Annotated in this window: 9 protein-coding genes and 1 pseudogene; 3 read left to right on the forward strand and 7 right to left on the reverse strand. The window is 72.0% G+C overall.

Translation table 11 applies throughout. The features are described 5' to 3' along the window. Window positions 1–119: 119 nt before the first annotated feature. On the reverse strand, window positions 120–1,013 hold the full coding sequence (locus A6A06_RS29805; RefSeq protein ID WP_199931257.1) for an LLM class flavin-dependent oxidoreductase: 894 nt from the start codon (window positions 1,011–1,013) through the stop codon (window positions 120–122). A gap of 405 nt (window positions 1,014–1,418) precedes the next feature. On the opposite strand from A6A06_RS29805, the gene A6A06_RS29810 reads away from it, so the two are divergent. Then, the gene (locus A6A06_RS29810; RefSeq protein ID WP_079194446.1) at window positions 1,419–2,390 is read left to right on the forward strand and encodes an HAD hydrolase family protein; all 972 of its coding nucleotides are present in this window, start codon (window positions 1,419–1,421) and stop codon (window positions 2,388–2,390) included. A 122-nt stretch (window positions 2,391–2,512) separates the two neighbouring features. Here A6A06_RS29810 and A6A06_RS29815 read toward each other — a convergent pair whose 3' ends face one another. From A6A06_RS29815 to A6A06_RS29835, 5 genes are all read right to left on the reverse strand, one after another. After that, window positions 2,513–3,646: a M23 family metallopeptidase gene (locus A6A06_RS29815; protein WP_199931258.1), complete on the reverse strand. Its 1,134-nt coding sequence runs from the start codon at window positions 3,644–3,646 to the stop codon at window positions 2,513–2,515. A gap of 436 nt (window positions 3,647–4,082) precedes the next feature. Next, window positions 4,083–5,762 (reverse strand): sensor histidine kinase, encoded by a 1,680-nt coding sequence (locus tag A6A06_RS29820; protein ID WP_073765963.1) that lies wholly within the window; start codon window positions 5,760–5,762, stop codon window positions 4,083–4,085. 322 nt (window positions 5,763–6,084) lie between these two features. Then, window positions 6,085–9,879 carry a thiol reductant ABC exporter subunit CydD gene (gene cydD / locus A6A06_RS29825; protein ID WP_073765253.1) on the reverse strand — a complete coding sequence of 1,265 codons (3,795 nt, stop codon included), beginning with the start codon at window positions 9,877–9,879 and terminating at the stop codon, window positions 6,085–6,087. Between the two features lie 71 nt (window positions 9,880–9,950). Further along, window positions 9,951–10,952, reverse strand: a complete 1,002-nt coding sequence (gene cydB / locus A6A06_RS29830; RefSeq protein ID WP_073765255.1) for a cytochrome d ubiquinol oxidase subunit II — start codon at window positions 10,950–10,952, stop codon at window positions 9,951–9,953. A 9-nt stretch (window positions 10,953–10,961) separates the two neighbouring features. Then, window positions 10,962–12,470 (reverse strand): cytochrome ubiquinol oxidase subunit I, encoded by a 1,509-nt coding sequence (locus tag A6A06_RS29835; RefSeq protein WP_073765257.1) that lies wholly within the window; start codon window positions 12,468–12,470, stop codon window positions 10,962–10,964. 306 nt (window positions 12,471–12,776) lie between these two features. Between A6A06_RS29835 and A6A06_RS44035 the strand changes: the two are divergent. Beyond that, window positions 12,777–12,910, forward strand: a pseudogene (locus A6A06_RS44035) (cyclophilin-like family protein); the annotation flags it as partial. A 214-nt stretch (window positions 12,911–13,124) separates the two neighbouring features. On the opposite strand, the gene hisC reads toward A6A06_RS44035, so the two are convergent. Beyond that, window positions 13,125–14,204, reverse strand: a complete 1,080-nt coding sequence (gene hisC, locus A6A06_RS29840; protein ID WP_073765965.1) for a histidinol-phosphate transaminase — start codon at window positions 14,202–14,204, stop codon at window positions 13,125–13,127. 480 nt (window positions 14,205–14,684) lie between these two features. Between hisC and A6A06_RS29845 the strand changes: the two genes are divergently transcribed. Then, complete coding sequence (locus A6A06_RS29845; RefSeq protein ID WP_030178622.1) at window positions 14,685–15,785, forward strand: LacI family DNA-binding transcriptional regulator; 1,101 nt, start codon at window positions 14,685–14,687, stop codon at window positions 15,783–15,785. Window positions 15,786–15,992 lie beyond the last annotated feature (207 nt).

The following is a 15,992-nucleotide window of genomic DNA, read 5'->3' on the forward strand; positions in this document are numbered from 1 at the left end:
TACGCCCGCGTGCCGCTGACGACCGTGCCGACCGTGCCGACCGACCGTTGCCGACCACGGCGCCGCCCGGCTGCCGACCACGGCGCCGCCCGGCTCCGGACCCGACGCGGCCGGGCGCCCTACCGACCGAGCTGTGCGAGCCCCTCCGTCGCGATCCGCTCGAACACCGCGAGATCCGCTTCGAAGACCGATCCGGCGATCGGCCAGTGCAGCACGATCTCGTCGATGCCCGCCTCGGCATGTGCACCCGCGAAGTCCACGAAGGCGTCCACGGAAGCCAGCGGGCGGTCCGGCGTGAACCCGGCAACCATGATCTTCTCCAGCTCCCCGGCGTCCCGCCCGACCCCGGCGCACGCCTTTCCGAGGCGGTCGACCTGGCCACGTACCGCCTCCAGCGACTCGGCCGAGGTGCCGGTCGCGGAGACCTTCGGGTCGCCGGTGGTCACCCACGCCTGCCCGTGCCCGGCCGCCAGCCGCATCCCGCGCGGCCCGGTCGCCGCGATGGCGAACGGCAACCGGGGCCGCTGCACACAGCCGGGGATGTTGCGCACCTCATGGGCGCGGTAGTTTGCGCCCTCGTACGAGACCACGTCGTGCGTCAGGAGCCGGTCCAGCAGCGGTACGAACTCGCCGAAGTGATCGGCCCGCTCCCGGGGCGTCCAGGGCTCCTGGCCGAGCGCCGTGGCGTCGAATCCGGAGCCGCCGGCGCCGATGCCCAGGGTGATCCGCCCGTCGCTGATGTCGTCCAGGGAGATCAGTTCCTTGGCGAGGGTCACCGGGTGCCGGAAGTTCGGGGAGGTCACCAGCGTGCCCAGACGCATCCGGGACGTCGCGGCGGCGGCCGCCGTCAGCGTCGGCACCGCTCCGAACCACGGCCCGTCGCGAAAACTCCGCCAGGAGAGGTGGTCGTAGGTGTACGCGGTGTGGAAGCCCAGCTCCTCGGCGCGCTGCCACACCTCCCGGCCTCCCTCGGACCAGCGGCGGACGGGAAGGATCACGGTGCTCAGTCGCATGGGTACGAGCCTACGGCGGCGCGGCAGCGGCTCCGCGCGCCGCAGCGAACACCTGCACGCGGGGGACGCACGCCGTATGCGCGGGCCGCGGGCGCTGTACTCGCGCGCAGTCATCCGGCCGTACGCCCGGTCCGGCTCCTCTGCGCCCGTGGACCCGTATCCGCACAGGTGCTGCTCAGCCCGTGGACGGATACGTCCGGCACCTGCTCCTGTACGCCCCCTCGCTCGCTCCGGTACGGTCCGGCGCCCGCTTCCCTACGGTCCGGTACTCGTCGTTCCGGTACGGCCGCCCGGTTTCCGTGCGGACTTCGCGGGCGTACGTCCGGTACTTCTGGACACGTAGTCCGCTTCCGTAAAGCTCATGCGCGCGACCCGCCGCACGCCTGTGCGCGCATATGCGGGAAGATGGACCGCGTGACTGATGCCTCCGCAGAGCCACCCCTGGCGCCCGGGTCCGACGAAAAAACGATCCGGCTGATCGCCACCGACCTCGACGGCACGCTGCTGCGCGACGACAAGACGGTCTCCGGACGTACGATCGCCGCGCTGGCCGCCGCCGAGCGGGCAGGCATCGAAGTCTTCTTCGTGACCGGCCGCCCGGCACGCTGGATGGACGTGGTCAGCGACCATGTGCACGGGCACGGGCTGGCGATCTGCGCGAACGGCGCGGCCGTCGTCGATCTCCACCACGGCCGCCGCATCGTCGAGATCAGCCCGCTGGAACGGCCGGAAGCGCTCTCCGTCGTGCACGCGCTGCGCGCGGCCGCCCCCGGTACGACGTTCGCGGTCGAGCGGACCGGTGGCATCAACTACGAGCCGGGGTACCCGCCCTTCCACCTCGACCCGGCCGCCGTCATCGCCCCCGCGGAGAAACTGCTCGCCGAGCTGAGCCCGGAGGAACACCGCTCCCCCCTGAACCCGGACAGCGCGCAGCCTGACCGGCCGGGCCAGTCCCGGGAGAGGGCCGGTACCCCGCCGCCCCCTCAGGACACCGGCGCCGACCAGCCCGTACTCAAGCTCCTCGCACACCACCCCGACCTGGACCCGGATGCCTTCCTGGACCTGGCCCGCGCGCGGGCGGGCGCGTACGCCTCCTTCACCCGGTCCAGCCCCACCGCCCTCCTGGAGATCAGCGGGCTCGGCGTCAGCAAGGCCGGTACCCTGGCGCGCTGTTGTGCGGAGCGCGGCATCAACCCTGATCAGGTCGTCGCCTTCGGGGACATGCCCAACGACATCGAGATGCTGGCCTGGGCCGGCACCTCGTACGCCATGGCCAACGCGCACCCCGCCGTGCTGGCCGCGACGGACCTGCACACGGGCGGCAACAACGAGGACGGCGTCGCGGCCGTCATCGAACGCATCCTGGAGCAGCGCTGACCGCAGCACTGACCGCTGCTCCGTCCTGGAGCACCGCTGACCGCACCGCTTAACCGCTGCTCCGTCCTGGAGCACCGCCGACCACTGACCGCCGCCCTCCCGGAACAGCAGCGCGCCACCGTTCAACGCAACCGCACCCCTCGGCTCACCAGCCACGGCACCGGATCGACCCCCGACCCCAGGTGCGGCGTGCGACGCACCTCGAAGTGCAGGTGCGGGCCGGTGGAGTTGCCCGTCGAACCCGACAGCGCGATCTGCTGTCCGGGCCGTACCCGCTGCCCAGGGCGGGCCAACGCCGCCGACAGGTGGGCGTACTGCGAGAACGCGCCGGTGCCGTGCTGGACGACCATGCTGATCCCGAAGCCGTCGCCGCAGGTCAGGCGGATGACGCGGCCTTGGCCCACGGACCGTACGGGGGTACCGAGCGGCACCGCGAAGTCCTGGCCCGTGTGGCCGCGCGCCCAGCGGCGGCCCGAACCGCCGAAGCCTGCGGACAGTTCGTAGCGTTCCACCGGCCGCGTCCACGTGCCGCCCGGGGCCGTCGTCGGCGGCGCCACCGGAGCGGAGCGCGGCGCCGCTGCGGACACCGTGCCGGGCAGCCCGCCGCACCGCCCTCCCCGGGACGCCTGCCGGGCCAGTACCTGTAGCTGTCCGCGGACCACGCCCAGGCGGCGGCTGATGCGCCGACGCTCGGTGTCGAGTCGGGACCGGTGAGCTTCGAGCGCCGCGGAGCGGGTCAGCACGGCCGCACTGTCCGCCTCCAAAGACCGGCTCTTGCGCAGCGCTTCGTGCGTACGCTCCGCCAGCAGGCGTTGGCGCTGCTCGGCCTCCCGGTATGCGCGCAGCACCGCATCCGGGCCGTCAGAGGGCCGAGCACGCGATGCAGACGACAGGCGGCTGCCGGTGCGGTACTGCGCAGCGGCGATCCGACCCGCCATCCGGTGCAGTTCACCGGCCCTGCGGCGTTCCCGCAGCAGGGCCGCGTGCAGCCGTGAGGCACGGGTCCGGCCGGCCCATACCTCGTGCAGGGTCTTCGCGTACGACCGACCGGTCCGGTTCGCGGCACTGCCGAGCCGGAGCACCTCCAGGCTCACGTCGGCCAGCCGGTCGGAGCCGTGGCCGCGCGCCGGGAGGTGGCGGCGGGGCGCGGCGGGGCGCGGCGGTAAGTGCGCGACGGCGCTCGGTTCCGCGGCGGCCGAGGCGGTGGCCGGGGGGCCTGCGGGCGCCGTCCCGGCCGCCGCTGTCAGCACCGCCACCAGCGTCAACGTCAGCCGTGCCGCGCGCCGAGGTGTTCCGCGCCGCCGGGGAGCGCGGCGCGGGGCCCGCCCGCAAAGACGCCGGGCAGGGCGCCGCCGCGCCTGCACCGCCGCACGCAACCAATCCGGCATACCTGGACACATGCGCAGATAACTGCCCGCACTCCAGCAAAATCAACGGAAACGTTTCGCCAGTCCCTCTCGCCACGCTCCGAACGGAGCAATCCCGCCCGTACGGAATGGCCGGAATCAGCCCTCCGGCAATTACGCCATATCACTCGAATATCGGATGAACCGCACGGAGGTGCCCTGACCGGACCCGCCGCACCGCTGTACCGCCGTACCGCTGCTCCGCCGCCCCCACCGCACCGCCGCACCGCCACCTCTCCGCCCCCGCTGCCCCATCCCCGCTGCCCCGTCCCCGCTGCTCACCGCCTCAGAGCGGGGCTTCCCAGGTGACCATCGTCCCGGCCCCCTCCTCGCCCAGACCCGGACCGTACGTGCTGGACCCGCCCAGCGACTCCGCCCGCTTCGCGAGATTGCGCAGGCCACTGCGCCGGCCGCCGACCGGAATGCCCACGCCGTCGTCGGCGACCGTCAGCCGCACGCCGTCCCGGCCGTCCGGCAGCTTGATCGTCGAGTCGACGGCGACCTCGATGCGCGAGGCGTTCGCGTGCCGGAAGGCGTTGGACAGTGCCTCGCGCAGCGCGGCGATCAGGTTCTTGCCGGTCAGCTCGCCGACCCGCGCGTCCACCGGGCCGATGAAGTTCGCGGACGGCTGGAAGCCGAGCGGTACGGCGGCGGTGCCGATCTCCCGCAGCACCCGGGTCCGCAGCCCGGACGGCGCCTCGGCCGGGCCCTGTTGCAGCGCGAAGATCGCCGTACGGATCTCCTGGATGGTGACGTCGAGCTCGTCGACGGCCTTGCCGATGCCCTCCTGCACCTCGGGCACGATCGCCCTGCGCTGCGCGCTCTCCAGCATCATCCCCGTCGCGAAGAGCCGCTGAATGACCAGGTCGTGCAGGTCGCGGGCGATCCGGTCGCGGTCCTCGAAGACGGCCAGCCGTTCGCGGTCGCGCTGCGCGTCGGCCAGGACGAGGGCCAGCGCGGCCTGGGCCGCGAACTGGGTGGCGAGCGTACGCTCCGCGGCGGTGAAGGGGCTCGCGCCGCGTTCCCGCGGCGTCGACAGCGTGCCCAGCACCCGGCCGCCGCTCTTGAGAGGGAGCATCATGCTGGGGCCGAACCGCGGCGCGACGTCCGTGACCATCCGCGGGTCGGTGGCGGAGTCCTCCACGAACACCGGCTGCCCGGCGAGCAGTTGCGCGGCCACCGGGCTCTCGGGCGGCATGTGGGTGCCGATGAGACCGGCGGGATCGTCCGCCGACGCCGCGACGATCTCCAGCCCGCCGTCCTCCGCGGGCAGCAGCACGATGCCGGCCGCGGAATCCGCCAGCTTGCGGGCCTGCTCGGCGACGACCGCGAGCGCGTCGTCCACGTCACTGCCGGCAAGCAGCGCGGTGGTCACCGCGACCGAGCCGTCGATCCAGCGTTCCCGCTGCCGCGTCGCCGCGTACATCCGCGCGTTGCCGATCGCGATGCCGGCCTCGGTGGCGAGCACCCGCACCATGTGCAGGTCGCCCTCACTGAACTCGCCGCCCCCGCGCTTCTCGGTCAGGTAGAGGTTGCCGAAGATTTCCCCCTGGACGCGGATCGGCACCCCGAGGAACGTCCGCATCGGCGGATGCCCCGCCGGGATGCCCGCCGACCGCACGTCCTGGGTGAGGTCGGCCAGCCGCAGCGCCTTCGGGTCGTGGATGAGCGCGCCGAGCAGTCCCTTGTGCCCGTCGGGCAGCGCGCCGATCCGGGCGCGCTCCTCGGCGCTGACCCCGTACGTCACGAAGTCGGACAGGCCCTCGCGTGACTCGTCGATGATGCCGATCGCGGCGTAGCGGGCGTCGGCCAGCTCGGCGGCGGTCTCCACGATCCGGTCCAGGGTGATGTGCAGGTCCAGCCCCGCGCCGACGGTGCGCATCGCTTCCAGCAGCTGCGGGACCCGTGCGGTCAGCTCCGTGGACAGGCCCTGGAGGCTGCGGGTCGCCTCGGTGGCCGCTTCCATGGGGTCGGGCGCGGGTGCGGCCGCGCCGTCGGAGCCGGAGCGTTCCCCGGTGTCCGTGCCGATGTGTTCCCCGGTGCCCGTGTCGGTCGGACCCCCGGCGCCCGTGCCGGTACGCGGCCCGGTGCCCATGGGGTCTGAGGGTCCTGTCGTGGCTGCCATGGGACGAGCCTAATAGTCGCTTTTCCGCTGAAAGCCTTCTATACGGCAATTCGGACGCCGGACCGGACCACCCCGGACCGCCCCGGGCTGCCACGTCACCCCGATCCGGACGTCCGCCGCCACCGTACGCAGCGGCCGCCCGCACCCGTCGTTCTTCAGCCGTTCACCGCACCGGCCCCACGCCCGCCAGGTGCCCGTCCGCCACACGGCCTTCCTCACGGCCTTCCCCGGCCCGCGCGTCCACCGCCCGCTCGCGCTCCCGCATCCGCCGGAACGGGCCGTCGGCCGCCGCCAGCTCCGCGTACGTGCCGTGCTGGACGGGCCGTCCCGCGTCCAGGACCAGCACCTCGTCGACGGCCGCCAGCCCCTCCAGCCGGTGCGTGATCAGTACCGTCGTACGCCCCTCGGTCGCGGCCAGCAGGTCGGCGGTCAGCGCGTCGGCCGTGGCCAGGTCGAGGTGCTCGGCAGGCTCGTCCAGCACCAGGACGGGGAAGTCGGCGAGCAGCGCGCGGGCCAGCGCGAGCCGCTGCCGCTGGCCGCCGGAGAGCCGGGCGCCGTGCTCGCCGACCATCGTGTCCAGCCCGTCGGGCAACGACCGCACCCAGTCGGCCAGGCGTGCACGGGCGAGCGCGTCCCACAGGTCGTCCTCGCCCGACTCTGCACGGGCGAGCCGCAGGTTCTCCCGAATGGAGCTGTCGAAGAGGTGGGCGTCCTGCGCGCACAGCCCGACCTGCCTGCGTACGGCGTCACCGTCGACGGCCGCCGCGTCCACACCGCTCAGCGTGTACGCGCCCGACTCGCGGTCCAGGAAGCGCAGCAGCACCTGGGCGAGCGTCGTCTTGCCCGAACCGGACGGGCCGACGACCGCCAGGCGCCGCCCGGCGGGAAGAGTGAATCCGACGCCGTCCAGCGCGGGGACCCGCTGCCCGGGGTAGCGGGCGGTCAGGTCTTCCACGACCAGCGGGAACGGCGTCTCCGGTGCCGGTACGGCTGCCGGACCGGCCGGTTCGCGGACCGGCTCCGGAGCGTCCAGCACCTCGAAGACCCGCTCGGCCGCCCGGCGCGTGCGCTGCCGGTACTGCACGGCGAGCGGCAGTCCCGCGACGGCTTCGAACGCGGCGAGCGGGACGAGGACGACGACCGCCAGACACACGCCCGCCAGTCGCCCGCCGTGCACGGCCTGGACGCCGACGACCGCCGCCGCGGCCACCGTCAGGCCGCACAGCAGCGCGGACAGCCCGGCCCCGGCGCCGGCCGCGGCAGCCGAGCGGGACGCGATCCGGGTCAGCTCCCGGTCGGCGCGCCGGGTCCGGTCGATACGGGAGGTGAGCGCGCCCGACACCGTCAGTTCGGCCGTCCCCGTGAGCAGGTCGAGGACACGGGCGGAGAGCTCGCCACGGGCGGGGGAGAGCTGCCGCTCGGCGCGGCGGGCGAGCGCGGCGGACAGCGCCGGCACCCCCACGCCCGCCAGCAGCAGCCCGGCGGCGAGCACGGCGCCCGCCTCGGGCAGCAGCCAGGCGGTGAACCCGACGGAACCCACGCCGACCACCACGGCGGCCCCGACCGGCAGCAGCCACCGCAGGAAGTAGTCCTGCACCGCGTCGACATCGGCCACCAGGCGGGACAGCAGGTCGCCGCTGCTGCGCTGCCGCAGACCGGCGGGCGCCAGGCGCTCCAGCCGCCGGAAGACGGCCACCCGCACGTCCGCGAGCATCCGGAAGACGGCGTCGTGCGCCACCAGCCGCTCCGCGTACCGGAACGCGGCCCGGCCGATGCCGAAGGCCCGGGTCGCGGTGACCGCCACCATCAGATACAGCACGGGAGGGTGCTGTGCCGCGCGGGAGATGAGCCACCCGGACGTCGCCATGAGGCCCACGGCGCTGCCCAGGGCCAGGCTGCCCAGCAGCAGCGCCAGCCCGAGCCGGCCCCAGCGGGCCCGTGCCAGGCCACGGATGCGCGCCGACGCCTGGCGCCGGACGCCGGGCACGACGTCCGGGCCTTCATCGTGGGCGTCATTGCGGCCTTCACCGGTGCCTTCACGGTGGGCGTCATTGCGGGGGCCGTCGGAGCCGTCGTCGGGGCCGTCATCGGCGCCGGGGCTCGCGAGACCGGCTCGTGCGGCTTCCGTCTCGCCGTCCTGCCGGGCTTCCACCGCCCCCACGGATACGGCTCCCGCGGCTTCCCCAGCGCCGATCCGCACGGCTCCCGCGGCTTCCCCGGCACCGATCCGCACGGCTCCCGCTCCGCCGCCCGGCCCGGCCTCCGCCGCGTGGCTCCGCACCACGCCGTCGGCCGTATCCCCCGTACGGCCGGTACGGCTCACCGGTGCCCCCAGGCGCACCGTACGGTCCGCCACCGCGAGCAACGCGGGACGGTGGACGACCAGGAGCACCGTGCGTCCGGCCGCCAGGCGGCGTACCGCCTCGACGATGCCCTCCTCCGTCTCGCCGTCCAGGTTCGCGGTCGGCTCGTCGAGCAGCAGGATCGGGCGGTCGGCGAGGAACGCGCGGGCCAGGGCCAGGCGTTGCCGCTGGCCCGCCGACAGGCCGGACCCGCCCTCGCCCAGCTCGGTCTCCGCGCCGTCGGGCAGGGCGGAGACGAAGTCCAGAGCACCGGCGTCGCGGAGCGCGGCACGTACCGCGGCGTCGTCCGCGTCGGGGCGGGCCAGCCGCACGTTGTCGGCGATGGTGCCCGCGAAGAGGTACGGGCGCTGCGCCACCCAGGCGATCCGCCGCCGCCAGTCCTCCGGGTCGATGGCCGCAAGGTCCCGGCCGCCTACCCGTACCCGTCCCGCCGCGGGCGCGGCGAAGCCGAGGAGGACATTCAGCAAAGTTGTCTTGCCCGCGCCGGAGGGGCCGACGAGGGCCACCGTCTCGCCCGGCCTGACCTCGAAAGACGTCTCGGGGAGCGAGGGTTCGCCGCGGCCGGGATGGCGTACGACGAGCCCCTCGACGGACAGCGCGGTGCTGTCGGGAGGGGGCTCGTCACCCGTCGTACGCAGCGGTGTCTCCAGCACCGCGAAGATCTCTTCGGCTGCCGCCAGGCCCTCGGCCGCCGCGTGGTACTGCGCGCCGACCTGTCGCAGCGGGAGGTACGCCTCGGGCGCCAGGATCAGCACCAGCAGGCCCGTGTACAGGTCCAGGTCCCCGTGCACGAGCCGCATCCCGATGCCGACCGCGACCAGCGCGACCGAGATCGTGGCGAGCAGCTCCAGCGCGAAGGAGGACAGGAAGGCGATCCGCAGCGTACGCAGGGTGGCGCGGCGGTATTCACCGGTGATGGCGCGGATGGACGCCGCCTGCGCCTTGGCCCGGCCGAAGACCTTCAGTGTGGGCAGCCCGGCCACGACGTCCAGGAAGTGCCCCGACAGCCGCGACAGCAGCTGCCACTGACGCTCCATACGGTTCTGCGTGGCCCAGCCGATGAGGACCATGAACAGCGGGATCAGCGGCAGCGTCACGACGATCGTCGCGGCCGAGATCCAGTCGCCGGCGACGATCCGCGCCAGCACCGCGACGGGCACGACGACCGCCAGGCCCAGCTGTGGCAGGTAGCGCGCGAAGTAGTCGTCGAGGGCGTCGATCCCGCGGGTGGCCAGCGTGGTGAGTTCACCGGAACGCTGGGTGCTCAGCCACCCCGGTCCCAGGCCGGCCGCCGCCCGCGTCAGCAGCCGCGTCCGCAGCTCGGACTTGACCGCCGCGCTCGCCCGGTGCGCGGCCAGTTCCGTCAGCCAGGCCACCAGCCCCCGGCCTACGGAGACCAGCGCGAGCAGCAGTACGGGTGTGCTCAGGTCGCCGAGTCCGAGGTCGCGCTGGAAGGCACCGACGACGATATCGGCGATGAGCATGGCCTGGCCGATGACCAGGCCCGAGCCGGCCAGCCCGAGGACCATCACCGCGGCGAGGAAGAAGCGGGTGGCGCGGGCGTGACGCAGCAGGCGCGGGTCGACGGGTTTCACGTGAAACAACCTCTCCCGGGCGGAAGTTGATCAGTGGGGCCCCGGCCGGGGCCCCACCGGGTGGAGCCTTCCTAGTGGGCGTCGGCGATGTGCTGCGTACCGATCCGCTTGCGGAAGACCCAGTAGGTCCAGCCCTGGTAGAGCAGGACGATCGGGGTGGCGATGCCCGCGCACCACGTCATGATCTTCAACGTGTACGCGCTGGACGAGGCGTTGGAGACCGTGAGGTTCCAGCTGTCGTTCAGCGAGGACGGCATCACGTTCGGGAACAGCGTCAGGAACAGCATCGCGACCACGGCGACGATGGTGACGCCGGAGAACGCGAACGACCATCCCTCACGCCCGCGCTGGTTCATCACCAGCCCCGCGGCCAGTGCCACCACGGCGATGACCATCGCGACCAGGCTCTTCGTGTCGCCCTGGTCGAGCTGGGTCCAGCCCAGGAAGCCGAGCGCCAGCACGGCGGTGACCAGCCCCAGGACCGTCGCCGTCCGGCGGGCCCGGTCGCGGATGCCGCCCAGCGTCTTGAGCGAGGCGAACACCGCGCCGTGGAAGGTGAACAGGGTCAGCGTGACCAGGCCGCCGAGCAGCGCGTACGGGTTCAGCAGGTCGAGCACGCTGCCGACGTACTCCTTGTGCGCGTCGATCTGCACACCGCGCACGATGTTGCCGAAGGCCACGCCCCACAGGAACGCGGGGAGCAGCGAGCACCAGAAGATCGCGTGCTCCCAGTTGCGCTGCCAGCGCTCCTCGCTCCGCTTGACGCGGTACTCGAAGGCGACACCGCGCACGATCAGGCAGAGCAGGATGACCAGCAGCGGCAGGTAGAAGCCGGAGAAGAGGGTGGCGTACCACTCGGGGAAGGCGGCGAAGGTCGCACCGCCGGCGCTGAGCAGCCACACCTCGTTGCCGTCCCAGACCGGGCCGATCGTGTTGATCAGGACCCGCCGCTCGCTGCGGTCCCGGGCGAGCAGCTTGGTCAGGACGCCGATGCCGAAGTCGAATCCTTCGAGGAAGAAGTACCCGGTCCACAGCACGGCGATGAGTACGAACCAGACGTCATGGAGTTCCACGGTCGCCCCCTAGTACGAGAAGGCCATCGGCCGGTCGGCGTCCGCGTGGTCGCCGCCGATCTTGGTGGGCGGATTGAGGTCGTCGTCCGTCAGCTCCGGCGGCCCGGCCTTGACGTACTTGACCAGCAGCCTCACCTCGATGACCGCGAGCACCGCGTACAGCAGGGTGAAGACGGTCATCGACGTGAGCACCTCGCCCTGCGAGACGCCCGGGGAGACCGCGGAGGAGGTCTTCAGGACGCCGTACACGGCCCAGGGCTGGCGGCCCATCTCGGTGAAGATCCAGCCCCAGGAGTTGGCGATGAGCGGGAAGCCGAGCGTGACGAAGGCCAGGGACCAGTACGCCTTGCTCAGGCGGGCGCCGAGCACCTTGTTCTTGGTGAGCGCGAGGTTCGGTGGCTCCTCGTCCCCCGTACGCAGCCCCGGCGCGAGCCAGAACTTCTTCCGGGTGAGCCAGAGCCCGGCCACGCCGATGGCGAACGAGGCCATACCGAAGCCGATCATCCAGCGGAAGCCCCAGTAGGCGACCGGGATGTTGGGCCGGTAGTCACCGGGCCCGTACTTCTGCTGCTCGGCCTTGTTGACGTCGTTGATGCCGGGGACCGGCGTGGAGAAGTCGTTGTGGGCGAGGAAGGAGAGCAGCCCGGGGATCTCGATGGCGACCTTGTTGTGGCCCTTGTCCACGTCGCCGTAGGCGAAGACGGAGAACGGCGCGGGGCCTTCCTTGTCCCACAGCGCTTCGGCGGCGGCCATCTTCATCGGCTGCTGCCGGAACATGACCTTGCCGAGCTGGTCGCCGCTGATCGCGGTGAGCGCGCCGGCGATGACCAGGGTGACCAGGCCGAGCCGCAGCGAGGTACGCATCACCTTGACGTGCTTCTTGCGCATCAGGTGGTACGCGGCGATGCCGACCATGAACGCGGCGCCGGTCAGGAAGGCGGCGGTCAGCGTGTGGAAGACGACGACGAGCGTGGTGTCCTGGGTCAGCACCTTCCAGAAGTCGGTCAGCTCGGCGCGGCCGTTGGCGGCGTTGTACTTGTAGCCGACCGGGTGCTGCATCCAGGAGTTGGCGGCGAGGATGAAGTACGCCGACAGGATCGTGCCGATCGAGACCATCCACATGCAGAAGCAGTGGATCTTCTTCGGCAGCTTGTCCCAGCCGAAGATCCACAGTCCGATGAACGTGGACTCGAAGAAGAAGGCGATGAGCGCTTCGAATGCGAGCGGGGCGCCGAAGACGTCACCGACGAACCGCGAGTAGTCGGACCAGTTCATGCCGAACTGGAACTCCTGGACGATGCCGGTGACGACACCCATCGCGATGTTGATCAGGAAGAGCTTGCCCCAGAACTTGGTGGCCTTGAGGTACTGCTGCTTGCCCGTCCGCACCCATGCGGTCTCCAGCCCGGCCACCAGGGCGGCAAGGGAGATCGTGAGGGGGACGAAGAGGAAGTGGTAGACGGTCGTGATGCCGAATTGCCATCGCGCCAGGGTCTCTGGCGCCAACGCCAGGTCCACGTCGGGTCTCTCCTTACGTCGCCGTGTGCTGTCTACGGCTGCTTCGCCCTGGTTTGTCCCGATGGAAGCGGTACATAAAGGGCGGGCTTGTGAACGCGTTCACATTCACAAGCAATTATCACCCATGGCTGATTCCCGTCCTTGATGGGGGGTGCGTGATGGCGGTCACGCCCGGAAAAAGCACGCGCGGACTCTCCCCGCACGCTTCAACGAATTGTTGTATTCGGCGCCATGGAGATGCGTAGCCGCCTCTCGTGGCCCACCGGTCAGCTGACCGGCGCCCTCGGCGAGATCCCGCCCAGCCCCGCGCTCCCCTACGGCCCCACACCCATGTCGAGGGGGAGGCGAGTCCCGCCTCCCCCTGCAACGTGCTCGGCCGCCTGGACGGCGACCCGCGCGCGCTGGACACGGTGCGGGGCGGCGATCCCGTACGCGTCGAGCGCGCACGCGTCGAGCGCGCACGATTGCCGGACAGACGTGATCGCCGAACAGACGTGACCAATCAAGCGCGCGCCCCGCCGAGCAGGCGTGCCCCCGACCGCGCGCGATCCGCCGAGCGGGCTCACCCGCCCGCTCAGCTCACAGTTCCCCGCTGCTCACAAAACTGCTCACAAAGCTGCTCACAAACCCGTGCCGATCACAGCTTCGCGCAGGTCACAGCTCCTTGCGGAACTGCTCGGCCGCCTGCAGGAACAGGTCCATCGCCGCCGTCTCGCCGATCGTCACACGCACACCCTCGCCCGGGAAGGGGCGCACCACCACGCCCGCCTTCTCGCACGCCGCCGCGAAGTCGACCGTACGGTCGCCGAGCCGCAGCCAGACGAAGTTCGCATGCGTCTCGGGGACCGTCCAGCCCTGCGCGGTCAGCGCCTCGCAGACCCGGGCCCGCTCCGTGACCAGCGCGTCCACCCGCTCCATCAGCGCGCCCTCGCTGCGCAGCGACGCCACCGCCGCTTCCTGCGCGAGCTGGCTCACGCCGAACGGCACGGCCGTCTTGCGCAGCGCGGCCGCCACCGTCTCGTGGGCCACCGCGAAGCCGATCCGCAGCCCGGCGAGCCCGTACGCCTTGGAGAAGGTCCGCAGCACACAGACGTTGGGGCGGTCCCGGTAGAGGTCCAGGCCGTTCGGCACGTCCGGGTCGCGGTTGAACTCCTGGTACGCCTCGTCCAGAACGATCAGGATGTCGCTCGGCACCCGGTCCAGGAACGCCTCCAGCTCCGCCCGGCGGACGACGGTGCCGGTGGGGTTGTTGGGGTTGCAGACGAATATCAGCCGGGTGCGGTCGGTTATCGCCGCGTACATGGCGTCCAGGTCGTGCACCTCACCGGAGGTCAGCGGCACCCGGACGGACGTGGCGCCGGCGACCTGGGTGACGATCGGGTACGCCTCGAAGGAACGCCACGCGTAGATCACTTCGTCGCCGGGACCGGCCGTCGACTGCACCAGCTGCTGGGCCACACCCACCGAACCGGTGCCCGTCGCCAGGTGCTCGACGGGCACCGAGAAGTGCTCCGACAGCTCCGCCATCAGCCCCGTACAGGCCATGTCCGGGTAACGGTTGAAGTCCCCGGCCGCGACCACCGCGCTCTCCAGGACGCCGGGCAGCGGCGGGTACGGGTTCTCGTTGGAGGACAGCTTGTACGTGACGGGACCGCCCGTCGCAGCCGGCTTTCCGGGCTTGTAGGTGGGGATGCCGTCCAGCGCAGCGCGCAGCTTCGGGCTCTTCTCGCTCACCGCAGGTTCCTCCTCGACCGTGCCGTCCGTCTCCAATACTGCACACCTTATGAGGATTGCCCCGCCAGGCGTAGGCCCCGGCCGATACGGATGCCGCCGAGGGCCGTCCGAGAGCCGTCCCGGGGGCCTGCCGGGGGCCTGCCGGGGAAACTCCACAGCCTCACCGCACCACCCCGCCAGAAGATCGCCCAAGCCCTCTTCCGACCGCGCACAGCCCTTGGGGAGCGCTACTCCCTGCGTCACGCGCCGGTGGCTCGCGCCGTGGCGCGCATCCCTCGTGAAGGTGACTTGAGACCTCTTCGAGACCTGGACCAATCGGCAGGCGACTCCCAACGTTCCCCGACCACTCGCCGGTGCACCCACCCAACCCCCTTGTTTTCATAGGGATCAGGGGTCGATTTGCCATGCAGAAACGTGCCTTTCCACTCCTGCACGAAGCGCCCCGCGAAAGGACCGCCCGAGCCCTACTATCGGCTCGCCATGACAGCAGCAGGGAAGCACCAGGTGAGCCGGTCTACCGGTCGCCGGCTGGGGCGGGCAGGCATCCGGGACGTGGCCGCCGCAGCCGGGGTATCCATCACGACTGTCTCCGACGCGCTCAACGGCAAGGGCCGGCTTCCGGATGCCACCCGTCGCCACGTCCGCGAGGTGGCCGACCGGTTGGGCTACCGCCCTTCCGCCGCCGCCCGCACGCTCCGTACCGGCAAGTCAGGGCTCATCGGCCTGACCGTCACCACATACGGGGATGAACCTTTCACCTTCACCGAATTCGCGTACTTCGCGGAAATGGCCAGAGCCGCCACCTCGGCAGCCCTCGCCCGCGGGTACGCCCTCGTCATCCTGCCCGCGACCTCCCGCCACGACGTCTGGTCGAACGTCGCCCTCGACGGCACCGTCGTCATCGATCCGGCCGACGGCGATCCCGTCGTCACCGAGCTCGTACGGCACGGCATCCCCGTCGTCTCCGACGGCCGCCCCGGCGGAACCCTCCCCGTGATGGGCTGGGTCGACAACGATCACGAAGCGGCCGTCCTCGGCCTCCTCGACCACCTGGCCGACGCCGGCGCCCGCCGCATCGGCCTGCTCACCGGCACCACCACCGACACCTACACCCGGCTCTCCACCACCGCGTACCTGCGCTGGTGCGAGCGCGTCGGACAGGACCCGGTGTACGAGTCCTACCCCGCACACGACCCGTGTGCGGGCGCGGTGGCCGCCGACCGGCTGCTGGCGCGTCCGGACCGTCCGGACGCGGTGTACGGCCTGTTCGACCCGAACGGCACCGATCTGCTCGCGGCGGCCAGACGCTACGGGCTGCGCGTACCCGAGGACCTGCTGCTGGTCTGCTGCAGCGAGTCCACGGTCTACGCCACGACCGAGCCGCCGATCACCACCCTCTCGCTCAAGCCCCGCCGGATCGGCACCGCCGTCGTCCAGCTCCTCATCGACGCCATCGAAGGGCTGGACAGCGGGCGTCCGGTCGAGCAGGTGATACCGACGGATCTGATCGTGCGGACCTCCTCCCAGCGCAGGTCCACACGGACGACCGTCAGTCCGCCGCGGGGACCGTCCGGGGCCTGAGGCCGCCGGTCCACCGGGCCCCCGGTCCGACCGTCACACGTTCGAGCGGCCGTGCGGACGCGTATATCGCGTCCGCACGGCCGGAGGCTTGTGGGGAGACGGCCGGCCCTCAGCAGCCCACCCCGCACCAGGCCCCCTGGCCGCCCCACCCCCATCCAACCGACGCCACGCCGAAGCGCGCCCCAGGGCACTTCGTCACGTCGTACC

Origin of the sequence: Streptomyces sp. CB02923, from assembly GCF_001905005.1 — a bacterium.
In the GTDB taxonomy this organism is placed as follows: Bacteria; Actinomycetota; Actinomycetes; order Streptomycetales; family Streptomycetaceae; genus Streptomyces.